The following is a 20,682-nucleotide window of genomic DNA, read 5'->3' as shown; positions in this document are numbered from 1 at the left end:
GCGTTTCAGAAGGGTTTGCCAAGGATTTTAAAAGAAATCTCATATATTTCATTAAGAAAAGCGGTTCTTTTTTCTTTTGAATAATCGAGGATCAGCATACTCGAGTATCCATCTATTAATGCATTTATTTGTCTGGCGGATACCGAAGCGTTTATCGAGGAAAACTCGCCCTCATTAATTCCGGAGTCGATGATTTCTTCGAGTATATTGATCCATTGGAGTGATTGATTATGGACCAAATTAGCATAATCATCGTCGCGCGCGGCCATCGGCCAGAGTTCAAGGTAGAGCAGCCAGTGCGCTGATGGCGCATCAGGTAACAGCGTTTTGATATACAGCCTGACCCTGTCAGTTGGGCTCATACTTTCCGAGGCATTAAACGTTGCATGACATTCCTCGATGTCATTATCAAACATATATTTTATGGCCGATTTTTTTAATGTTTCCCAGTTACTATAATAATGATAGATGTGGCTCCTTGAAATATTAAGCTTTTGTGTAAGATCGCGGGTGGAGACATTGTTGAATCCTTTTTCTCTAAAAAGCTGCAGAGCGGCTATCTTTATTAGTTCCGAAAAATTTGTTGCTTTCAAAATTTAACCTTCATAGTGCGTAAAATTATCGTGTCGCAGAAAACGCTCTATCATTGCTCTGCACCTAATCAACAGCCAAATTTACTACACAGTCATGACCAGAGGCAATGACTGGGTTTTACACAGGACGGTGAACGTTACCATCATGGCGTGGCGGTTTCTTACATCTGCGATTGTTCCCTGAACGATTTCCGAGAGGCGTTCGTAGGTAGAGCAGGGAAGCCAGCATGGTCAATGGCGCGTCGAAAGAAGGGATATTCGCCGACGTGACCAGCCTGAAGCGGGTCGCATAATCTTTGGCCGCTTCGTAGTCGAGGAACATGGCATCGTGCGTGCCAATAAATTTTGAGCTTGATAGGATTTTGATGTTATGCTATGGAAAAGAATTAGTTACAGGTCTGGAGGTGATTTATATGACGCCAAAAGAAATACTTTGCCAATGGGTTGACGCATTTAATAATGCAGATGTAGAAATTATTTCAGAATTATATGATGATAATGCAATAAACCATCAGGTAGCCAATGAGCCAGTTATTGGGAAAGAGGCTATAAAGAAAATGTTTGAACAAGACTTTTCTATTCCAGAAATGGTTTGTATCGTTGAAAACATTTTCGAAGATGGACAATGGGCAATTTTAGAGTGGCGTGCCCCATCAGGTTTAAGAGGTTGCGGTTTTTTTCAAATAGTAAATAATAAAATTATATTTCAAAGAGGCTATTGGGATAAGCTATCTTTCTTAAAACTGCACAATTTACCTATTGAATAAAATTCATATATACTTTTTATGAGTAGTTTGCAAATTGCTTGAAGTATGCATTAAGGGAAGCATAATAACTTCCCTTAACCAATCTGTGGAATCTTTACGCCATCGTATAATGTGATCCTGCTTTTCCAGGTAACCCCGGATGGCCTCAAAATAGGTGAATGTCGATTCCGATTTTACAAATCGAAGCTGCATCAGGTGGCTCGTCGCGTCGTCGACGTAGACCAGTGCGGTACAGTCGGGTGCACGGTTCTCGAACCAGTGATGGTCGCAGCCATCAATCTGGATCAACTCACCACAACAGGCAAGACGATTGCTGAATTTTCGGCGCACGTTGTTTGCGGGGGATCCAGAGACCGGCTTTAACCATAAGCGACCGGACAGTTTCTTTGTACAGGTGGACATCGTGCAGTTCTGCAAGCTTTTCACACGCCAGCATTGGCCAAAGTCGGTATAGCGTTCTCGGATAATATTGAGCGCGTACTGTGCAAGGCCATCAGGCCGCTGGTTATTGCTGGGTTTTACTCGACGGCGGTTTACCAGGCGGGCCAGATTCACGGTAACGCGAGAAGACGTCGGCACTGACGAGCGGAGATACCCAGGCGCTGCGCGGCCATCTGCGTTGTTAGGTGCCGGTCGACAACATCTTGAATGGGGTTAACTTCATCCAAAGTAAAAAACTGCGCTGAATGGGCCATGAGCAGAATCCCAGGATGGTTAACTGAGTTCTGATCAAAACCGCATAATCTTGCGGCTTCTATATTGGTGCGCATAATGTATATTATGTTAAATTCCATTCGAAAGGCCGAGTTGCCGCAGAGAGAAATCGGAGAAGCCAAAATCCAGCGCTGCCTGGGAAACGCTACTGACTCGTCCGCGTTCGAGGGCCTCCCGGCTCGCTCGCAACCTCTCCTGCCAAATTACGGCCATCGGCGTTTTTTTGTGACGGGCGAAAGCCCGCGTGACGGTGCGAACGGAAACGTGGTGCGCCTGCGCCAGGCTCTCAATGTTCAAATCTGGATCGACAAGTTGCCGCCGAATGTAAATCATCATCCGGGCGTAGAGATCGCGCTCAGCGCTAACGTTATCCAGATCCTGCAATTCCAGACTCAGCACCAGCAGATCCAGCATTGTCTGGGAGAAACGACCAGAAATATCTGGATTGACCAGGCAGTCTGGCATCGCTGTTGCCTGACGCAGCATTTCGCGCAGTGGGATCACGCCGGGGCGACCGTCGTCCAGTACCATCGCGGTGAGGTTTTCAATTCTCGGCAAACGACCGCTCAACAGATGCCGCGGGACCCGTACCAGATGGTTATCGCGCCCACCCAGGCTAAAGCTGAAAGTCTGGGCGGCATCGTATAGCACCAGACTATCCGCCGTCAGCGCCGCCCTGCGTCCCCCCTGTTCAAGCTGGCCGTACCCTCCCTGCATATAGCCCAGCCACAGATCGTCGTCTGGGCCCTGTCTCAGATAACGCGCGGTGCGTTCCCAGCGGTGCAACGGCGCAGACAACGAACAGATATCCACCATACCCACACCGCGTACCGCAAGCCGGGCATCAAAGTCGACCCCAGCCATGGGCACACTGGCGGCCGGGATGCAGTGACGCAACACCACATCGTTCCAGTACTCGAAGCGGCGCGACTCGGCAACGCCAACGGTCGAATAGTGGGAGCTGCCCGCAGATTGCATGATGCTATTCATTATTACTCACCTCGCGCCTTGATTCCCGCATAAACAACAGACACGGTGTGACGGGCAGCAACTATCGTGCCAGCACACAGATTTCGCCTCCGTCTATCACGAGCATCTGCGCTAAGGCTGCGGAAATATGGCGGAAAATGCGTCGACGCGCCTGGCGTCCCACGTCGCGAATGGCGTCGAAATAGCGATAATCGCACTCCAGGCGTGCACATCTGCGCTACGACGGAGCATCACGCTATGAACCTTTTCACCCTGCCCGCCCGTTGTCCCTGCCAGCCAAACGACTGTCCTTATGAAACAAGTACGCCGCAAATTTCTCCCTAATATCAGTAACCGTAATGTCGTCCGGCCACGTTGGTACCGGGAAATAAACAAGAGATATCAGACATGAGGGTAACGTTATGACTGTTAGTGGCACCACATCTCGCATCAGCCTGGTCGCCTGCACGCTCTGGCTGGCGACGAGCCCGGCCCATGCGGTCGATCTCAACTCACAGGATCTCATTCCGGCGCCTGCCGGTACCGATGCCATTCTGGCGTATTTCACCTACGCCACGCGAGACAGCTTTACCCCCACAGGCGGCGACGAAATTAAGCAAGGCACCGGGCTGGATTCCTTCGTCAGCATCTTTCGTTACGTCCACTATATGGATGTGGCTGGCTTCACCGTCGCGCCGCAGGTGCTGATGCCCTACGGACGTCTTTATAACGGCTCCCTGGGCGGCGCCCGCCTCGATTCCGCCAGCGGCCTGGGCGACCCTATTTTGACCGCCCCTGTCTGGCTGGTGAACAACCCCGGCACCACCTTCGCCCTCGTGCCCTACCTGTACGTCCCTGCCGGTTCCTACGATGCCGGGCGTACGCTCAACGTCGGTGAGAACCGCTGGAAGTTCGACCTGCAGCTTGGCGGCGTGCAGCAGCTTGGTAACGGTTTCGCCACCCAGCTGTCTGCTGATGCGCTGTGGTATGGCGACAACGACGATGCCACGGGCATCGGCACCGGCCGCCTCAAACAAGACAACACCTATCAATTTCAGGGCTGGATAAGCTGGACGCCGCCCGCAGACAACACCTGGACCGTCTCTGCCGGTTACGCCAAATCGTGGGGCGGTAAACAGCAGATTGACGGCGTCGAGAACGGACAAGCGACGCGTTCGGATCAGGTAAGGCTGGAATTGTCGAAATTCATCACCCCTACGGTGCAAGTGCAGGGCTTGCTCCAACGCGATATCAACGTTGATGGCGGTTTTAAGGAAGATCTCCACACCACCCTGCGCGTGATGAAACTGTTCTGATTGAACAGAGACCGCAACATCCCCTTCCACTCACATGTTACGGAGAAATCCACCATGAACGAACAGCAGCAAAAGCCGTCCCTGTATGAACGTCTCGGCGGGTATGACGCCGTCTACGCCTTCGCAGGCGAAGTGTTGAAGACCTGTATGAAGCATCCCGACATCGGCCATATCTGGGCGCACGTGTCCGAGTCTTCATTCCAGAAAGAACATATCAACTTCGTTGATTTCTTGTGCAAGCACTGGGGTGGCAACACCGTCTATCGGGGACGAGATATGGTGACCGCGCACCGCGGCATGGGGCTGACCGAGGTGCACTGGAAAGCCGTGTTCGAATCTATCGATGAGTGTTATGAAAACTTCAACGTGCCGCAGGATATTCGTGAAGAGGTCACTGCCTTCCTGACCCAGTTCAAGCCCGCCGTTATCGGCAGTCCTTCGTACCGCGATGTAGTGCTCTCACACCCTGACATGGACGTGACCAAGGGCATGAAAAGTGTCGGTATCCACTGGCCTAAAGCCGATAAGCCGTCTTAACACCTTACGGACACCCACTGGCTGGGTGGGTGTCCATTTCAGCCAAACGACTGACCCGGATAACCAAGTCTGGATGGCATTCCGGGCTTATGTTCAAGACTGATGCATGAGCAAACACAGGAAAAAGGAAAAAACATGGCTATTCAACGTCCCACTGCCGAAGAACTGCAAGAGCTTGCCAGTCGGCTGCATATCAACCTGACGCCGGCGCAGGCTGAAGAATATCTCGCGCTGATGCAGGCTAACTTCGACGCCTACGATCTGGTCGACTCTCTTCCTGACGACATCCCGGAGGTCCGCTATCCACGCGCCGCCGGATACCGTCCCACTGGCGAGGACAATCCGCTCAACGCCTGGTATTACAAAACCGAGGTAAAAGGTGCGGCGACTGGGGCGCTGGCCGGGCGGACCATCGCCCTTAAAGACAATGTCTCGCTGGCCGGCGTACCGATGATGAACGGAACCTCCACCCTCGAAGGTTTCGTCCCATCCTACGACGCAACCGTGGCCACCCGCCTGCTGGATGCCGGGGCGACTATTCTCGGCAAAGCCACCTGCGAGCACTTCTGCCTCTCCGGCGGCAGCCACACTTCCGACCCGGCCCCGGTACACAATCCCCATCGTCATGGCTATTGCTCCGGCGGTTCGTCCTCAGGCAGCGCCGTACTGGTAGCGATTGGCGAAGTGGACATGGCGATAGGCTGCGATCAGGGTGGTTCCATACGTATCCCTTCCGCCTTCTGTGGTACCTACGGCATGAAACCGACCCACGGTCTGGTGCCTTATACGGGCATCATGCCGATTGAGGCGACCATCGACCACGCCGGTCCCATCACTGCCAACGTGCGCGACAACGCGCTAATGCTGGAAACCATCGCCGGGAGTGATGGGCTTGATCCGCGTCAGTACGCGCCGGTTGTAGAGACTTATACCGCCTCCCTCAGCAAAGGTGCGCACGGCCTGAAAATCGGCATTCTGACCGAGGGATTCCAGTTGCCGAATATGGACCCGCAGGTAGAAGCGAAGGTACGAGCCGCTATCGCCCGCCTGCAAGCGCTTGGGGCCATCGTTAGCGAAATTTCCGTGCCGGAACACAATCTGGCGGGCGCGCTTTGGTCGCCTATCGGCTGCGAAGGTCTGACCGCCCAGATGATGCACGGCAACGGCATGGGCTTTAACTGGGAAGGCCAGTACGACGTCGGCCTGCTGGACAAACACGCGCAATGGCGCGACTGCGCGAATGCCCTCTCCCCATCGCTCAAAGTCTGCATGTTCGTCGGCCAGTATGGGCTGGAACGCTATAACGGTCGCTACTACGCAAGGGCGCAGAATATCGCGCGTCGGGCCCGTGCCGGCTACGACCGCGCGCTGAGCGATTTCGATCTGCTGGTGATGCCTACAGTACCTATCCTCGCTCAGCCGATGCCAGACCCAGACTGCTCAATCACCGAATATATTTCGCGCGCTTTCGAAATGATCGGTAACACCGCCCCGCAGGACATCACCGGTCACCCGGCGATGTCTATTCCCTGTGGCATGGTCGACGGACTCCCGGTGGGCATGATGCTGGTAGGACGTCATTACGCTGAAAACACTATCTATCAGGCCGCCGCCGCTTTCGAGGCCTGCGGTGACTGGCGGAATTTTTAACCTTAACTCTCGGGAAGCATAAAATGAGCCATAAACACGACCACGACCATACCCAACCACCTGTAGACATCGAGCTACGTGTCCGCGCACTGGAATCCTTGTTACAGGAAAAAGGCCTGATCGACCCGGCTGCGCTGGATGAGTTGATTGACACCTACGAGCACAAAGTCGGCCCCCGAAACGGCGCACAGGTTGTCGCCAGAGCGTGGAGTGACCCGGAATACAAACGTCGTCTGATGGAAAACGCCACCGCCGCCATTGCTGAACTTGGCTTCTCCGGAATACAGGGCGAAGACATGCTGGTCGTGGAGAACACGCCGGACGTGCACAACGTCACCGTTTGTACGCTGTGTTCCTGCTACCCCTGGCCGGTTCTGGGGCTGCCGCCTGTGTGGTACAAATCAGCGCCCTATCGTTCACGTATCGTCATCGACCCGCGCGGCGTTCTCGCCGAGTTCGGGTTACACATTCCAGAAAGCAAAGAGATCCGCGTCTGGGACAGCAGCGCCGAGCTGCGCTATCTGGTCCTGCCAGAACGTCCGGCGGGGACCGACGGCTGGAGCGAAACGCAGTTAATCGAGCTGGTCACCCGCGATTCGATGATTGGCACCGGTGTGGTTAGCGCACCATAACGAAAGGAGAAAACCATGAACGGGATACATGATTTGGGGGGAATGCACGGCCTTGGCCCGATCCCTACTGAGGAAAACGAGCCCTATTTCCATCATGAGTGGGAACGCAGGGTATTTCCTCTGTTTGCCTCGTTGTTCGTCGGCGGACACTTTAACGTCGATGAATTCCGCCACGCTATCGAAGGTATGGCGCCGACAGAATATCTGCAGTCGAGCTACTACGAGCACTGGCTGCATGCATTCGAAACGCTGCTGCTGTCAAAGGGGGTGATCACCGTTGAAGAGTTGTGGGGAGGCGCGAAGCCTACCCCCTGTAGGCCTGGCACGCCTGTGCTGACGCAGGATATGGTATCGATGGTCGTCAGCACCGGCGGGTCTGCTCGCGTCAGTCATGATGTTACGCCCCGCTTCCGGGTGGGCGATCGGGTACGAACGAAAAATTTCAATCCGACCACACATACCCGTCTGCCACGCTACGCACGCGATAAAGTCGGTCGCATAGAGATCGCTCACGGTGTGTTTATCACGCCAGATACTGCCGCGCACGGCCTGGGTGAACATCCCCAGCATGTCTACAGCGTCAGTTTCACCGCACAGGAACTGTGGGGCGAGCCGCGTCCGGACAAGGTGTTCATCGATCTGTGGGATGATTATCTGGAGGAAGTATGAATACTGCGACTCAACACGATTACGCCGCCATCGGGTTACCGCGCGATGAGGAAGGGCCGGTGTTCGATAAGCCATGGCAGGCAAAAGCATTCTCCCTGATAGTCCATCTCCACCGGGCCGGGCTGTTCCCGTGGGCAGAATGGGTACAGACATTCAGTAAAGAGATCAAAGCGGCGCCGGCGCAACCGGGTGAAAGCGTGAATGATGCCTACTATCGTCAGTGGACGGCGGCGATGGAAAACATGGTGACTGCACTCAACCTGGCTTTGCCGGATGATATCAGCCGACGGACGCAGGAGTGGCGTCAGGCGTATCTCAACACGCCCCACGGTCAGCCGATTGTACTGGCGAACGCCAGTTGCCCGCCAGCACATAGCCATCATCACCTTTCGCTGGGCGTGCCGGTCACGGTGAGTCCGGCTCTCGTTTCCAACAGTAAAATCGATAATGGAGTTACACCATGAGTGATATCACCCTTAACACCCACATCCCGGCCGCCCCAATTCCTGTTGCGAAACTGCTGCCCTGGGCGCTGTTCACCGCCCTGCTGGCGCTGCTGGCAATCTATTTTGTTGGCGCGGAACAAGGCGCGACGTCGATGTTTTCCGGCACTCAGGTGCATGAATTCTTCCACGACGCACGTCATCTGCTGGGTTTTCCCTGCCACTGAGGAGGCGGAAATGATTGGGAAACTGTTATTTAAAGGGATGATGGCCGGCATTCTGGCGGGACTGGTGGCGTTTGCTTTTGCGCACCATTTCGGCGAGCCGCAGGTCGACCGCGCGATTGGGCTGGAAAAAAGCATGTCAGCTCATGCTCACCAACACGGCGCGTCAGCAGACAGCGAAGAAGAAGAGGTGTTTAGCCGACAGACCCAGTCCGGGATCGGCCTGATGACCGGCATGGCGCTGTTTGGCGCCGCGCTGGGCGGCGGTCTGGCGCTGGCGTGGGCCTTTAGCTACCAGCGCTTTGGGCCATCGAACCCGCGTGTGCTGGCGTTGTGCCTGGCGCTGGGTGGCTTTCTGGCAATGAGCCTGATGCCAGGTCTGAAATACCCGCCCAATCCGCCCGCAGTCGGCAACCCGGAAACCATCGGCTATCGTACCGGGCTGTACTTCGTCATGATGTTACTTTCCATCGGCATCGTCATCGCGGCCGCGTGGTTATCACATCAGCTAATGCCGCGCCTCGGCAGAGCAGATGCGATGATGTGGGCAACGCTGTTCGCCGTGGCGCTGATGCTCGTGGTTTGTGCCTTGATGCCGACCGTGAACGAAGTATCCGACCACTTCCCGGCTGACCTGCTATGGCGTTTCCGCATAAGCTCCTTCGGCACGCATCTTGTGCTCTGGAGCGTCATCGGTGTGGTTTTCGGCGCCTTAGCCGAACGCCCGCCGGCGACACGCGGACAGCGACTGGCCTTCCGGCGCGGTTAACATCATGAGAGCGTCGCTAACGCTAATTTGCCAGGGAGAAACGGCAGCTTCCAGAGGTTCACACTTCCCCTGTGATGATCCTCTGGAGGCACGGGAGTGGCAACGGGCCCATCAGTTACAAAGCGGTACTGCCCGTTATCAACGCGTCTGGATCTCCCCAGACACCGCCGCCCGGCAAACCGCAGCTGCGCTCTCTTTACCGGGTACTCTGGTAACGGAACTGGCCGAACCCGACTACGGCATCTGGGCGGGTCGGTCATTACGTGAGGTGATGACGCAAGACGCCGAAGCATTCCGGGCATGGCTTGAGGGCGACTCTCCGCCGGGCGGAGAGTCGCGCGCACAGCTGCTGGCGCGCTGTGGCAGCTGGCTGGCTAAACACGTCGATATTCAAGGTCGGCACTGCGCCATTGCGCCAGCCGCCATAATCCGCGCCATGATCGTCGATGTTCTCGGCGCCCCACTTCACTCATTTGCACGCATCGACATCCACCCGCTGAGCATCACCGAGTTGCGCAGCGACGGACGGCGCTGGAATTTATGTTTATTGAAGGGCCACATCAATGGTGAATAGACCACGTTCAGCCAGCGGACGGAGGTCTGTCACATTTCTGCGGCATGGCATTCACGAAGGTAATATCTCAACCGTGGCCGCTCTGGCGCGAGCTCCCGTCATTGCGGAAACATAGCTACTGCTGGAATATTTTATCTGGTAGGCCCGATCGATTTTACTTTCAAGAACCGGGTCCGACGGTTTTACGAACCGCACGTCGAATTCCTGTCCGATAGCCACTATCTTACCCGCCCGTCGAGTTAGTGCTGCCTGATACCATTTTGAACGGGTACCACTATAGGCGCGGACAAAAAGTCGGTTATCCACCGTCACTTCCCAAATCCATGTTGGCGTGCCGGTGGTATTCATATCGGGACGGTACGGCGCGATTTTTAGGTCGTCCGCTGCATCTATTTTTGCTAAGAGCTCGCGGTTCCAGAGCATAAGCTTTTCCTCTTTTGTCTACGTTATTTCGTATATTAAGGACATAAAACGATAACGCTGATTCGTAGAATATCGGACGGTGTTATGATTTATTTATTAAGGTATTTGTTAAAAAATGCCGTGATGTTATCGAACGGGATCTTGTCCATACGATCATATAAATCAACATGGGTGGCATCTTTTACAATCAAAAGCTCTTTTGGCTGATTTGCCGCTTCATAAGCCGTTTTGGAGAAGTACAGCGAATGCGCTCTTTCGCCATGAATGAACAAGATCGGGCGCGGAGAAATTTCCTTAATATAGGTCATGAGCGGGAAATTCATAAATGCCATCGGCGTTGTCACGGACCATGAATTGCCGGAGTTGACGGCTCGTGGATGATATCCGCGTTTGGTCATGTAGTAGTTCGCATAGTCCACGAGAAACTGTGCTTCACCGCCCTTCAGTTTATTATAGTCTGGCTGGTATGCAGGTTTGCCGTTTGCCGCATCCTCCCAGCGCTGAAGACTCATCTTCTCCAGCGCCTGCTCGCGTTGCTCCGTCGTTACGCTGTCATTGTAGCCTTTCGACATCACGCGGCTCATATCATACATGGTGCTGGCAACGACCGCTTTTACGCGTTTATCCACGGCAACAGCGTTCAGGGCAATCCCCCCCATGCCGCAGATACCGATGACACCGATACGTTCACGATCCACATAAGGTTGCAGTCCAATAAAATCGACGGCTGCCATAAAGTCTTCGGTATTGATATCAGGTGAAGCAATATTGCGCGGTTCACCACTGCTTTCACCGGTATAAGACGGATCAAATGCCAGCGTCACGAATCCGCGCTCTGCTAAGGTCTGAGCATACAGACCTGATGCCTGCTCTTTTACCGCACCAAAAGGCCCGGAAATAACAAGCGCAGCAAGCTTCCTGTTTCCGCGATCTTCAGGAAGATATACATCTGCGGCCAGCGTAATGCCGTAACGGTTTTTAAAAGTCACTTTTTGATGATCCACTTTGTCGCTCCTTGAGAAAGTTTTATCCCACGTCTGAACCAGATGGACTGAAGAATCAGCTGTGCCTGCTGCCGGCTGGGCGACCGCAGCTTCTGTTGAAATCATGGCCAGCGTTCCGGCAAGGAGTGCGCCATTAAAAAAGCGGGTTGAAGTTTTTAGCGTCATGATAGTCATACCTTCATTCAAAGTGGATGCGGATTGGGTTGTAGTCAGCGTCTCATTTCGGTATGTCTATTTTGGATGTCGCTAATGAAATCTGTTATTAAAATACTCTGTATTATTTGCCTGATCCTATTAACATGATGCCAAAGCGTATATTTCACTTTTCATAACGGGTAAGTTGGCAACGTCGCACAGACTTAACAAATATGGGGCGTGATGGAATGATTTCAGACAAATCGATTGAGAGACGACTCGGCGAGCTCTCCCGGGATATTGCTCAGCGCACGCCCGGCACCGGTGATTTCCCTACAGCCGTAGAAGGACTGGAATTATTCCGCCGAAACGAACCCGCTCCTCCGGTGAGCTGCCTGGTTCCTCCGAGTATCGTTCTGGTGGCCGATGGCGCGAAGATCATGTGGGTTGGCGGTGAACCATATGAATATAATGCGGAAAAATTCCTGATCACGTCTCTTGATCTGCCAGCCAGTTCGGAAGTATTGCAGGCTTCGACATCCCGGCCCTGTGTCGGCGTCGCCTATAAACTTGACCAGCGCGTGCTGATGGAATTAATTGCACAGGGAAGCCTGCCGCCGGTCAAAAAACGAGACGCGGGAACGGGTGTAGGGATAGGGACCATGACTGATGTATTGCTGGAGCCTTTCTGCCGTCTGCTTTCTTTGCTTGACGAGCCTGAAGCCATTCCTGTTCTTGGGCCGCTGATTCAAAGAGAGATACATTACAGGCTTTTGATGAGCGATCGGTCCGATCATCTCAGACAGATTGCAGCAGTAGACGGCCATGGCTACCGTATCGGTAAAGCTATCGACTGGTTAAAGACCAATATTGCATCACCTTTACGTGTCGAGGAGCTGGCAAACCGCGTGCAAATGAGCACGCCCTCTTTCCACCAACATTTCAGGCAGCTTGCGGGAATGAGCCCGCTCCGGTATCAGAAATGGCTGCGCCTCAATGAAGCCAGGCGACTGATGCTGAATGAACATTACGATGTCACCACAGCAGCCTATGCTGTCGGTTACGAAAGCTTATCTCATTTCAGCCGGGAATATACGCGGATGTTCGGGGAATCACCTAAGAGGGATATTACTATGCTGAGAGGGTCTGCTGGTAAGCTTTAGTAAATTCTGCCTTGCTCTGCTTCCCCCGGTAAAATCTATTGTACGTAAAGGCTGTAGGAGAAGCTAAAGACCTGAACTCAAAATCAGACAGCCCTCGTCGGGCAGCCCGTAAAAAGTCAGCTAATAGATGCCATTGACATATTCACTTTTTGATTAGATTTGCACATTACTCACATTATTAATCCAGTAACTTCATTTCCAGAGCCCGACTCATGGCTTGCGTACGACTATTGACTTTGAGCTTGGCGTAGATGTTCTTGATGTGCCATTTCACCGTCTCAGTAGAGATAGTCAAAGAGCGAGCGATTTCCTTGTTCATCTGACCATCAGCAATCAGCTGTAATATCTGCTGCTCTCGCTCACTGAGATCCAGGTTAACATCACTATTTTCACGCTGAATCCGCTTGCCTTCAGACTCGCTCCTTTTCACGGGCAAATGGTCATCCCCTTCGCTGGCTGCTGAGGTTTCGCGTACATGGACAAGCAGAAGCTGCAATGCCTCGCCAGCATCAAGAAAAATTCGTTTGAGATGCTGTTGTGCCGCTAATTGCAAGGTGGGATGCAATGCAGCCACGGCAGCCGCGTTTTCGCCACTATCCCACAAGGATAATGACCATAGCGTACGAAGTCGCGCTGCGGATAGCCGGTCGCCCCGACGCTCCTGCTCAGTCACGAGTTCGCCCAGTAAAAGGCTGGCTTGTGGCGCCTGGCCTGACGCCAGAAGAAGGCGGCTGCGGCTGACGATTGCATGCTGAGCTATTGCGCGTTGACAGGGATTTTCGGCATCAATTGTGGCATGGGCGGCCAGTTGTTCGAGTTGCCGTTGCAGCTGCTCTGCGCCTGGATAATTCGCGCGCTGCAGGCGCACTCTCGCCTGCTCTGCTAACAATAAAGCCTGCGGCCGTTGCCATCCGCGAGACACCGCTAGTCGTTGCGCGTGTTCCAGCAGCCGTTCTGCCTCATGCGGCATATCGTCATTTAAGGCCTGGCGCGCAAGATAGGTATAGCAGCGACTCAAGGCGTCGGGGGGACCAAACCGATCGATAAATTCGAGTCTGTCTGCTAACAGCGTATTTAATGAGTCCAGGTTCTTACGTTCGTAAGCTATTTCCGCCAGCAGCGGCGCAAGCGTCGCGCCGCTGGTCGACTGAGGGCCGGTAAAACGCTCAGCCTGGCGCAATGCATTCTCTGCATACCCCCAGGCGTTCTCCAGGTCACCCTGACCAAGATGGCACTGAGTAATGATAAAAGCGCGATAAACCGAGACAAACAGATTGTCGAGCGGGCTTTCCGGGCAAGGCATATGCCGTTGAACCTCAAGAGCGTCGGTATAGCGCTGGTTAACCACGTGGCAGTAGCTCAGAATATTGCAAATGAGGCCATCGACCCAGGTGTCTCCGCAGGGCACTTTAGCCAGCAACGGCTCAACAATCGCCAGGCTTTCCGGGATTTTCTCGGCAAAAGCTTCGCAAATTGCGCGCACGACACGTAATTTGAGCCAGGCGTTGGGGGTTATATCATCACGTTGATTAACGACCATTTGGTCAAGATTATCCAGCAACTGCCTTGATTCATCGAAGCGGAAATAGTGCGCCAGCGCCCAGGCCAAATTGATTTGCAGGTCAATGCGCGAAGGGTCAGTACTTGCGGGTAAGTGATGCATCCAGGAAACCAGGGTATCTATATCCCCTTCTTCCGCCAGTGACTGCGCTCCTGCACCATCCTGCCCGGGGTTATGGATCGGCTTGCCCGCTGCAAGTGCGTGGCGTACCGCTTCGGACCACAATCTCTGTTCAACGAACCAATGACTGGCTAATTCATGTAAATGCTTGAGGTTGATATCGTTGTTCTGCTGCAATATCGTTCGCAGGGTTTCCTGCAAAAGAGGATGGTAGCGAAACCAGCAGCCTTGTTCGTCAAGGGCTGACAAAAAAAGATTGTGCCGCTCAATCCATGCCAGTATCGCTTCACTATCATCACGCCCTGTAACCCCATTACATAACCCGGCATTTAAACGATTAAGAAACGACGTTTTGACAAGAAAATCAAAAATTTCCGCAGGCAATGGGTCAAGTACCACCTCTTTCAGATAACGGGCGATGGCGCGGGTTCCACCACGAATATTGCGCAGCAGATGTTCTGGATCATTGAGCAATTCTGGGGACAACGAAGCGATTTTCATGCCGGCGATCCACCCCTCTGTCGCGGAACGTAGCCGCTGTACATGCTGATTACTGAGTGGTACATCAATCGTCTGGCTGAAATAGTTTCTGGTTTCTTCGAGCGTAAATTGCAGGTCTCGATCATAAATTTCCACCAGCTGGTCCTGCGCCTGAAGCAGGCTCAGGGACAGACTGGGGTGGAAACGGCTGCCAATGATTAGATGCAAGGCGGCAGGAGCATGCTTGAGCAAATATCCCAGGGCTTCATATACACCGGCATCATTGATCATATGGAAGTCATCAACGATCAGATACAGGTCGTGCGGACAGTAATGCAGTTGGTTAATCAACCCGGCCAGCAGCTGTTGCGAACTGGAGAGCGTCTGTTCTTCTATGTTGCGCCAAAAGTCGGCGTCCCAATCACCATAGAGCGGCCGCAATGCTTGCAGCAGATATGGAATGAACTGCCATACGCCATCATCATCCTCATCGAGGCTAAGCCAGGCAACGCGTTCGCCCTGGGCAATCATTTGCTGATACCACTGCGCCAACAGGGTGGTTTTGCCAAATCCAGCTCCCGCGCAAACGACACCCAGACGGCGTCGCTGCATGCGATCGAGGAGCAGAAGAAGCCGTGAGCGCTGTAGCAGCCGTATCGAAGAGCGTGGTGGGACGAATTTGGTCAGGATTAGCGGCAAATCTCTCGTCAGCCGCAATGGCCCGGAGACCAGTGAAGTTGCCTGACGACTTTTAAAATCCGATGGCTTCATCCGTAGTTATCTACTCGTATTTTTTTATCAATTGTACGCCAGAGCCCGGGATGACATGGAACCGTCCCTCTCGATAGATACATAAAATTTATAAAGTTTGACCTCAAGCATGTAAACCCCCTCCTACCCCCCCCATGAAGGTGGCTTCGCACCTCCTCGTCGCACTCGTAGATTCATTGCATCGGCGTGGTTAAGGGCTTCCAGCCTGCCCGCCTGACGACCGTTACTGAGGAGAATTAAGTGATGCTTAACAAACAGGCTTTACTCCAGGCTTACCGTAAGATGCGCGAAATCCGGACGTTTGAGGAGCGTTTGCATCAGGAAAACACCAGCGGTGATATTCCGGGCTTCATTCACCTTTATACCGGTGAGGAAGCCATTGCGGTGGGGGTCTGCGAAAATCTGACTAACGCTGATTTTATTGGGTCCACGCACCGTGGACATGGCCACTGTATTGCCAAAGGCTGCGATATTCACGGCATGATGGCTGAAATATTCGGTAAGGACAGCGGATTATGCCGGGGCAAGGGGGGCTCTATGCATATTGCCGATCTGTCGAAAGGTATGCTGGGTGCAAACGCTATTGTGGGTGGCGCCCCTCCGTTAGCCATCGGCGCTGCGCTGACGGCCAAAACCCTTAAGACCGGGAACGTTGGGGTCTCTTTTACTGGTGACGGCGGTTCTAATCAGGGTCTGGTATTTGAAGCCATTAACATGGCAGTCGTGCTGCAACTCCCTGCCATCTTTATTTTCGAGAACAACGGTTATGGCGAAGGAACGGGCCATGACTACGCCGTCGGTGGTCGTGATATCGCCGGGCGCGCCGCGGGCTTCGGTTTACCGGCAGTGACGGTTGATGGCACCGATTTCTTTGCCGTTTACGATGCCACCGCAGAGGCGGTCAAGCGCGCCCGAGAAGGTGGAGGCCCAAGCGTCATTGAGGCCAAAGCTTTCCGCTGGCACGGTCATTTTGAGGGCGATCCGGCGCTTTACCGTGCTGAGGGCGAAGTTCAACGTCTGCGCGAACAACATGATCCGCTGAAGATTTTCACTGCCAGGGTCGAACAACACATCTCCCTTGAGGAACTGGCGGCGATCGACGCGGCGGTTGAAGCACTTGTCGATGATGCTGTATTCAAAGCCCGCGCCGCTGCCTACCCGGCTCCGGAAGACCTGCTTACAGACGTTTACGTCTCATACTGAGGGTGATCACAATGCCTATAAAAACCTATCGAGAAGCGGTCAAGGAAGCCCTGGCCCAGGAAATGGAGCACGACGAACGTGTCGTTCTGATTGGTGAAGACTTGCGTGGCGGTCACGGCGGAAATGCGCCCGAAGAAGCGAGGATAGAGGCCTTTGGAGGCGTGCTCGGCGTTACTAAAGGGCTGTGGACGCAGTTCGGCTCCGAGCGGGTGATCGACACCCCCATTACGGAGTCGGCGATCGTCGGCATGGCTGCCGGCGCCGCAGCAACGGGTCTGCGGCCGGTGGCAGAGCTGATGTTTATGGATTTTTTCGGTGTTAGCCATGATGCACTGTACAACCAGGCCGCAAAGTTCCGCTATATGTTTGGCGGCAAGGCGAAGGCGCCGCTGGTGATGCGGGGCATGATCGGCGCTGGTTTTTCTGCTGCAGCCCAGCATTCGCAGTCACCCTATAATATTTTTGCGACCACACCGGGGCTCAAGGTGGTCGTGCCATCAACGCCTTATGATGTCAAAGGGCTGCTGATCCAGTCGATTCGCGACGACGATCCGGTGGTGTTCTGCGAGCATAAAATGCTTTATGACCTCAAGGGCGAGGTACCGGACGAGATTTATACCATTCCCCTGGGCGTCGCCAACTATACCCGTGAAGGTGAGGATGTCACCATCATCGCGTTGTCGGCAATGGTACATAAAGCAAACCAGGTCGCCGACAAACTGGCCAGCGAGGGGATCTCGGTGGAGGTGGTCGATCCACGTACAATTTCGCCTCTGGACGAAGAAGGTATTCTGGAATCAGTGGCTTCTACAGGCCGCGTGGTCATTGTCGACGAGTCAGCTGCGCGTTTTGGCTTTGCTCATGATGTCGCCGCGCTGATTGCTTCCCAGGCATTCCATTTCCTCAAAGCGCCTATTGTTCTGGTAACACCACCACACACCCCGGTACCGTTCTCCCCTGCTCTCGAAAAACTCTGGATCCCTGGCGTTGAACGTATCGAAGCTGCCGTCCGTCAAGTGCTGGAGGATTAAGCTATGAGCGATATCAGGACACTTGAAATGCCGAAGTGGGGTCTTTCAATGGAGGAAGGCGTGCTCGCACGGTGGGCCATCCAGGAGGGTGACCGCTTCGCCAAAGGGCAGGAAATCTGTGAAATTGAGACCAGTAAAATCGTCAATGTTCTGGAGGCCCCCTTCGCCGGTACGCTACGGCGGATAATCGCCCGAGTGGGAGATACCCTCCCGGTCGGCGCTGTTTTAGCGTTGGTCGCTGACTCTTCGGTAAGCGAGGCTGAACTGGATGCCTTCGCGGCCAGTCTGGGCGCGGCGCAGCCAGCAGCTCCTGTCATGCAGACGACCGAGCCTGCTGTAGCGACCGCGGCGCCCTCCTTTGTACCGGCCCCCGCCAATAAGCCTGCGGCATCCATTGGGCTGACCGAGGTACCCATCAGCTTACAAGGCAAAACCGATCCGACTCAGGTGAATGCCACTCCCCATGCGTTACGTCTGTCCGCGCGGTTGGGCGTTGATTTGAAAAAGGTCCACGGTAGCGGGCGCGGCGAGCGTATCTCCGTGGCTGACCTGGAGAGCGCGATCGTTGCCGCAGGCGGCCGCATCGCCTCTCCGCCGCCGCCAGTTCGTTCCGGCAAAGCGCCGCGTTCGCATACCGATGATAGCCAGGTATCGGCAACCCCGTTGGCGCGCCGTCTGGCCAAAAAACTGGGGATCAACCTGCACGACTGCCGCAAAAGCGGTTCACTTGGACGGGTGAGTCGCGATGATGTGCTGGCGGCCGCTTTGCTGCTGGATGGGCTACCCCAGACCGGGGCTCCACAAACCACGTCAGCGACAGCCTTTGAGACGTTGCCGATGTCCAGCATGCGGCGAGCGATCGCTGGTCGTTTGCAAATGTCCAAGCAACATGCACCTCATTTCCGTTTGACCGTCGATCTCGACCTGGATCGACTCTTAGCATTACGTAAGGAAATCAACAGCGAAGTACCCGGCGTCAAGATTTCGGTTAACGATATGCTGGTTAAAGCCTGCGCCATGGCGCTGATAGCCGTGCCGGACGTTAACATACAGTTTGATGAGGCTACCCAGAGCATACGCCGTTTTGCCGATGCCGACATTTCCGTGGCGGTTGCGCTGCCAGACGGGTTAATTACTCCTATCGTACGTTCGGCCAACAGCAGGTCGATAAGCGACATATCAAACGAAGTTCATTCTCTGATAACCAAAGCCCGGGCGGGCATGCTCAAGCCCGAAGAGTTCCAGGGCGGCACCTTTAGCGTGTCAAACCTGGGCATGCTCGGAGTAAGGCAGTTTGACGCCATCATCAACCCACCCCAGGGCGCGATCCTTGCGATTGGCGCAGGTGAGCCCCGAGCGGTAGTTCGCGACGGACAGATCGTCGTCCGCCATCAACTGACCGTATCGCTGTCCTGCGATCACCGGGTCATCGATGGGGCGTCAGGCGCGGCTTTTCTCCAGGCGCTCAAGCGGTTGGTGGAAACACCGACGCTGTTGTTTATCGGGGAGACGAGCTATGCACGACAAATATGATGTACTGATAGTAGGTGGCGGGCCTGGGGGGTATGTCGCCGCCATTCGTGCCGGCCAGCTAGGGCTTCGTACCGCATTAGTGGAGAAGCAGCATTTAGGGGGCATCTGCCTGAACTGGGGATGCATTCCAACCAAGGCGCTGCTGCATGGCGCAGAGGTGGCGCACAGTATTGCGCATGCCGATCGGCTGGGTTTTAGTCTCAGCGAGGTGAGTTTCGATCTGCAGAAACTGGTGCAGTTTAGCCGCGCCGTGTCGCAACAGCTTACCGGAGGTGTCGAGTACCTGTTGAAGAAAAATGGCGTGACGGTCATAGCCGGCACCGCCCGGCTGCGTGGTAAGGGGCAAGTCACGGTCGCCGATCCCCAGGGGGAAGAGCGCGACTATCGCACAGATCATGTGATCCTTGCGACTGGCGCCCGGCCGCGAGCGTTGCCAGGAGTAGAGCCAGATGGCGAGCGAATCTGGACCTATTTCGAGGCCCTGCAGCCTGAGCGCTTACCGGAGTCTCTATTAATTATCGGGTCAGGGGCCATCGGAGTGGAGTTCGCCAGCCTTTATAACGATCTTGGCAGCAAAGTGACGCTGGTCGAACAAGCCGCGCAGATTCTGCCCCTTGAAGACGCCGAAGTATCCGCTACCGTGCGTAAATCGTTCGAACGACGCGGTATACACGTCCATAGCCAAACTCTGCTGACGCAGGTAAAGCGCACCGATACGGGCGTGCGCTGCGCCCTGAAAACCACCGGCGCCGAACAGACCCTGGAAGTCGAACGTGTGCTGTTGGCAGCGGGCGTACAGCCTAATGTGGAAGGCCTGGGGCTGGAAGCGCTGGGAGTCGAGTTGGACCGCGGGTTTATCAAGACGGATGCCGCCTGCCGAACCAACGTCTTTGGGCTCTATGCTATCGGCGATGTGGCCGGCCCGCCGTGTCTGGCGCACAAAGCCAGCCACGAAGGCATGATCTGCGTCGAGGCGCTGGCTGGTATCGAAGGCATACGCCCTCTTAACCGCGACTACGTGCCCGGTTGTACCTATGCCCGGCCGCAGGTTGCCAGCCTGGGCTTGACAGAGGCGAAGGCTCGCGAGACGGGACGGCCGATCAAGATTGGTAAGTTCGCGTATCAGGGGAATGGTAAGGCGCTGGCCAGCGGTGAGACGGAGGGTTTTGTTAAGACTATTTTCGACGCCGAAACCGGCGAACTGCTGGGCGCGCATATGGTTGGCGAGCAGGTCACTGAACAGATCCAGGGTTTTGGTATCGCGCATCATCTGGAGGCCACAGATGAGAGTCTCTTATCGATGATCTTTGCTCATCCCACGCTTTCTGAAGCCATGCATGAATCCATCCTTGCTGCCAGTGGTCATCCGCTGCATCAATAATGACAGTACAAACCCGGCAT

21 protein-coding genes and 2 pseudogenes are annotated in these 20,682 nt (G+C 54.6%); 15 read left to right on the top strand and 8 right to left on the bottom strand.

Annotated features, from left to right (window positions below):
• Positions 1–5: 5 nt before the first annotated feature.
• A complete protein-coding gene (locus IYV58_RS13620; protein WP_049112082.1) occupies positions 6–593 on the bottom strand; it encodes a TetR/AcrR family transcriptional regulator in 588 nt (195 codons plus the stop codon).
• 235 nt (positions 594–828) lie between these two features.
• Positions 829–930: pseudogene (locus IYV58_RS28525) on the bottom strand (amino acid ABC transporter substrate-binding protein); the annotation flags it as partial.
• A gap of 76 nt (positions 931–1,006) precedes the next feature.
• On the opposite strand from IYV58_RS28525, the gene IYV58_RS13615 reads away from it, so the two are divergent.
• Positions 1,007–1,360 (top strand): nuclear transport factor 2 family protein, encoded by a 354-nt coding sequence (locus IYV58_RS13615; protein WP_004137050.1) that lies wholly within the window; start codon positions 1,007–1,009, stop codon positions 1,358–1,360.
• 120 nt (positions 1,361–1,480) lie between these two features.
• Here IYV58_RS13615 and IYV58_RS28330 read toward each other — a convergent pair.
• The 3 genes and pseudogenes from IYV58_RS28330 to IYV58_RS28480 form a co-directional block, all read right to left on the bottom strand.
• Positions 1,481–2,055 (bottom strand): annotated as a pseudogene (locus IYV58_RS28330) (ISNCY family transposase); the annotation flags it as partial.
• An 88-nt stretch (positions 2,056–2,143) separates the two neighbouring features.
• Positions 2,144–3,064 (bottom strand): AraC family transcriptional regulator, encoded by a 921-nt coding sequence (locus tag IYV58_RS13610; protein WP_195729686.1) that lies wholly within the window; start codon positions 3,062–3,064, stop codon positions 2,144–2,146.
• 111 nt (positions 3,065–3,175) lie between these two features.
• Positions 3,176–3,298 (bottom strand): hypothetical protein, encoded by a 123-nt coding sequence (locus tag IYV58_RS28480; RefSeq protein ID WP_256682062.1) that lies wholly within the window; start codon positions 3,296–3,298, stop codon positions 3,176–3,178.
• A gap of 167 nt (positions 3,299–3,465) precedes the next feature.
• Between IYV58_RS28480 and IYV58_RS13605 the strand changes: the two genes are divergently transcribed.
• From IYV58_RS13605 to IYV58_RS13565, 9 genes are all read left to right on the top strand, one after another.
• Entirely contained in the window at positions 3,466–4,359 is an 894-nt protein-coding gene (locus IYV58_RS13605) for a transporter (RefSeq protein ID WP_123829378.1), read from the top strand.
• A 54-nt stretch (positions 4,360–4,413) separates the two neighbouring features.
• Positions 4,414–4,896: a group I truncated hemoglobin gene (locus IYV58_RS13600; RefSeq protein ID WP_049112087.1), complete on the top strand. Its 483-nt coding sequence runs from the start codon at positions 4,414–4,416 to the stop codon at positions 4,894–4,896.
• A 135-nt stretch (positions 4,897–5,031) separates the two neighbouring features.
• A complete protein-coding gene (locus tag IYV58_RS13595; protein ID WP_195729685.1) occupies positions 5,032–6,546 on the top strand; it encodes an amidase in 1,515 nt (504 codons plus the stop codon).
• Between the two features lie 23 nt (positions 6,547–6,569).
• A complete protein-coding gene (nthA, locus tag IYV58_RS13590) occupies positions 6,570–7,178 on the top strand; it encodes a nitrile hydratase subunit alpha (protein ID WP_004120432.1) in 609 nt (202 codons plus the stop codon).
• 15 nt (positions 7,179–7,193) lie between these two features.
• Positions 7,194–7,847, top strand: a complete 654-nt coding sequence (nthB, locus tag IYV58_RS13585; RefSeq protein WP_142481904.1) for a nitrile hydratase subunit beta — start codon at positions 7,194–7,196, stop codon at positions 7,845–7,847.
• Positions 7,844–8,311 carry a nitrile hydratase accessory protein gene (locus IYV58_RS13580; protein ID WP_195729684.1) on the top strand — a complete coding sequence of 156 codons (468 nt, stop codon included), beginning with the start codon at positions 7,844–7,846 and terminating at the stop codon, positions 8,309–8,311. The genes nthB and IYV58_RS13580 overlap by 4 nt, the downstream gene beginning before the upstream one ends.
• The gene (locus tag IYV58_RS13575; protein WP_004120437.1) at positions 8,308–8,517 is read left to right on the top strand and encodes a CbtB domain-containing protein; all 210 of its coding nucleotides are present in this window, start codon (positions 8,308–8,310) and stop codon (positions 8,515–8,517) included. The genes IYV58_RS13580 and IYV58_RS13575 overlap by 4 nt, the downstream gene beginning before the upstream one ends.
• Positions 8,518–8,527: 10 nt before the next feature.
• On the top strand, positions 8,528–9,283 hold the full coding sequence (locus IYV58_RS13570; protein ID WP_142481905.1) for a CbtA family protein: 756 nt from the start codon (positions 8,528–8,530) through the stop codon (positions 9,281–9,283).
• Between the two features lie 4 nt (positions 9,284–9,287).
• Positions 9,288–9,857, top strand: a complete 570-nt coding sequence (locus tag IYV58_RS13565) for a histidine phosphatase family protein (protein WP_087829331.1) — start codon at positions 9,288–9,290, stop codon at positions 9,855–9,857.
• Between the two features lie 51 nt (positions 9,858–9,908).
• On the opposite strand, the gene IYV58_RS13560 is transcribed toward IYV58_RS13565, so the two are convergent.
• Together IYV58_RS13560 and IYV58_RS13555 are read right to left on the bottom strand one after the other, a co-directional pair.
• The gene (locus IYV58_RS13560; RefSeq protein WP_004120443.1) at positions 9,909–10,280 is read right to left on the bottom strand and encodes a DUF2255 family protein; all 372 of its coding nucleotides are present in this window, start codon (positions 10,278–10,280) and stop codon (positions 9,909–9,911) included.
• Positions 10,281–10,369: 89 nt separating this feature from the next.
• Positions 10,370–11,458, bottom strand: coding sequence for an alpha/beta hydrolase (locus IYV58_RS13555; protein ID WP_162626000.1), 1,089 nt, complete (start codon positions 11,456–11,458; stop codon positions 10,370–10,372).
• 209 nt (positions 11,459–11,667) lie between these two features.
• Here IYV58_RS13555 and IYV58_RS13550 point away from each other — a divergent pair, with 209 nt between their 5' ends.
• A complete protein-coding gene (locus tag IYV58_RS13550; protein ID WP_049112095.1) occupies positions 11,668–12,582 on the top strand; it encodes an AraC family transcriptional regulator in 915 nt (304 codons plus the stop codon).
• A 178-nt stretch (positions 12,583–12,760) separates the two neighbouring features.
• Here IYV58_RS13550 and IYV58_RS13545 read toward each other — a convergent pair whose 3' ends face one another.
• Positions 12,761–15,514, bottom strand: coding sequence for a LuxR C-terminal-related transcriptional regulator (locus tag IYV58_RS13545; protein ID WP_320158088.1), 2,754 nt, complete (start codon positions 15,512–15,514; stop codon positions 12,761–12,763).
• A 243-nt stretch (positions 15,515–15,757) separates the two neighbouring features.
• Between IYV58_RS13545 and IYV58_RS13540 the strand changes: the two genes are divergently transcribed.
• The 4 genes from IYV58_RS13540 to lpdA are packed head-to-tail and all read left to right on the top strand — an operon-like array spanning position 15,758 to position 20,662.
• On the top strand, positions 15,758–16,717 hold the full coding sequence (locus tag IYV58_RS13540; protein ID WP_004120452.1) for a thiamine pyrophosphate-dependent dehydrogenase E1 component subunit alpha: 960 nt from the start codon (positions 15,758–15,760) through the stop codon (positions 16,715–16,717).
• Positions 16,718–16,728: 11 nt separating this feature from the next.
• On the top strand, positions 16,729–17,748 hold the full coding sequence (locus tag IYV58_RS13535) for an alpha-ketoacid dehydrogenase subunit beta (RefSeq protein WP_004120454.1): 1,020 nt from the start codon (positions 16,729–16,731) through the stop codon (positions 17,746–17,748).
• Between the two features lie 3 nt (positions 17,749–17,751).
• Positions 17,752–19,281 (top strand): 2-oxo acid dehydrogenase subunit E2, encoded by a 1,530-nt coding sequence (locus tag IYV58_RS13530; RefSeq protein WP_004120456.1) that lies wholly within the window; start codon positions 17,752–17,754, stop codon positions 19,279–19,281.
• On the top strand, positions 19,265–20,662 hold the full coding sequence (gene lpdA, locus IYV58_RS13525; RefSeq protein ID WP_195729683.1) for a dihydrolipoyl dehydrogenase: 1,398 nt from the start codon (positions 19,265–19,267) through the stop codon (positions 20,660–20,662). The genes IYV58_RS13530 and lpdA overlap by 17 nt, the downstream gene beginning before the upstream one ends.
• Positions 20,663–20,682 lie beyond the last annotated feature (20 nt).

Source organism: Klebsiella sp. BDA134-6 (assembly GCF_015601345.1).
Classification (GTDB): domain Bacteria; phylum Pseudomonadota; class Gammaproteobacteria; order Enterobacterales; family Enterobacteriaceae; genus Klebsiella; species Klebsiella grimontii.
The sequence above is the reverse complement of the archived record's forward strand: the minus strand, read 5'-3'. Positions and strand labels throughout refer to the sequence as shown.

Excerpts from the sequence above, each read along its gene's own strand:
- IYV58_RS13615 (WP_004137050.1), top strand. The coding sequence starts at position 1,007 with ATGACGCCAAAAGAAATACTTTGCCAATGGGTTGACGCATTTAATAAT.
- IYV58_RS13610 (WP_195729686.1), bottom strand. The coding sequence starts at position 3,064 with ATGAATAGCATCATGCAATCTGCGGGCAGCTCCCACTATTCGACCGTT.
- IYV58_RS13605 (WP_123829378.1), top strand. The coding sequence starts at position 3,466 with ATGACTGTTAGTGGCACCACATCTCGCATCAGCCTGGTCGCCTGCACG.
- IYV58_RS13600 (WP_049112087.1), top strand. The coding sequence starts at position 4,414 with ATGAACGAACAGCAGCAAAAGCCGTCCCTGTATGAACGTCTCGGCGGG.
- IYV58_RS13595 (WP_195729685.1), top strand. The coding sequence starts at position 5,032 with ATGGCTATTCAACGTCCCACTGCCGAAGAACTGCAAGAGCTTGCCAGT.
- nthA (WP_004120432.1), top strand. The coding sequence starts at position 6,570 with ATGAGCCATAAACACGACCACGACCATACCCAACCACCTGTAGACATC.
- nthB (WP_142481904.1), top strand. The coding sequence starts at position 7,194 with ATGAACGGGATACATGATTTGGGGGGAATGCACGGCCTTGGCCCGATC.
- IYV58_RS13580 (WP_195729684.1), top strand. The coding sequence starts at position 7,844 with ATGAATACTGCGACTCAACACGATTACGCCGCCATCGGGTTACCGCGC.
- IYV58_RS13575 (WP_004120437.1), top strand. The coding sequence starts at position 8,308 with ATGAGTGATATCACCCTTAACACCCACATCCCGGCCGCCCCAATTCCT.
- IYV58_RS13570 (WP_142481905.1), top strand. The coding sequence starts at position 8,528 with ATGATTGGGAAACTGTTATTTAAAGGGATGATGGCCGGCATTCTGGCG.
- IYV58_RS13565 (WP_087829331.1), top strand. The coding sequence starts at position 9,288 with ATGAGAGCGTCGCTAACGCTAATTTGCCAGGGAGAAACGGCAGCTTCC.
- IYV58_RS13560 (WP_004120443.1), bottom strand. The coding sequence starts at position 10,280 with ATGCTCTGGAACCGCGAGCTCTTAGCAAAAATAGATGCAGCGGACGAC.
- IYV58_RS13555 (WP_162626000.1), bottom strand. The coding sequence starts at position 11,458 with ATGACTATCATGACGCTAAAAACTTCAACCCGCTTTTTTAATGGCGCA.
- IYV58_RS13550 (WP_049112095.1), top strand. The coding sequence starts at position 11,668 with ATGATTTCAGACAAATCGATTGAGAGACGACTCGGCGAGCTCTCCCGG.
- IYV58_RS13545 (WP_320158088.1), bottom strand. The coding sequence starts at position 15,514 with ATGAAGCCATCGGATTTTAAAAGTCGTCAGGCAACTTCACTGGTCTCC.
- IYV58_RS13540 (WP_004120452.1), top strand. The coding sequence starts at position 15,758 with ATGCTTAACAAACAGGCTTTACTCCAGGCTTACCGTAAGATGCGCGAA.
- IYV58_RS13535 (WP_004120454.1), top strand. The coding sequence starts at position 16,729 with ATGCCTATAAAAACCTATCGAGAAGCGGTCAAGGAAGCCCTGGCCCAG.
- IYV58_RS13530 (WP_004120456.1), top strand. The coding sequence starts at position 17,752 with ATGAGCGATATCAGGACACTTGAAATGCCGAAGTGGGGTCTTTCAATG.
- lpdA (WP_195729683.1), top strand. The coding sequence starts at position 19,265 with ATGCACGACAAATATGATGTACTGATAGTAGGTGGCGGGCCTGGGGGG.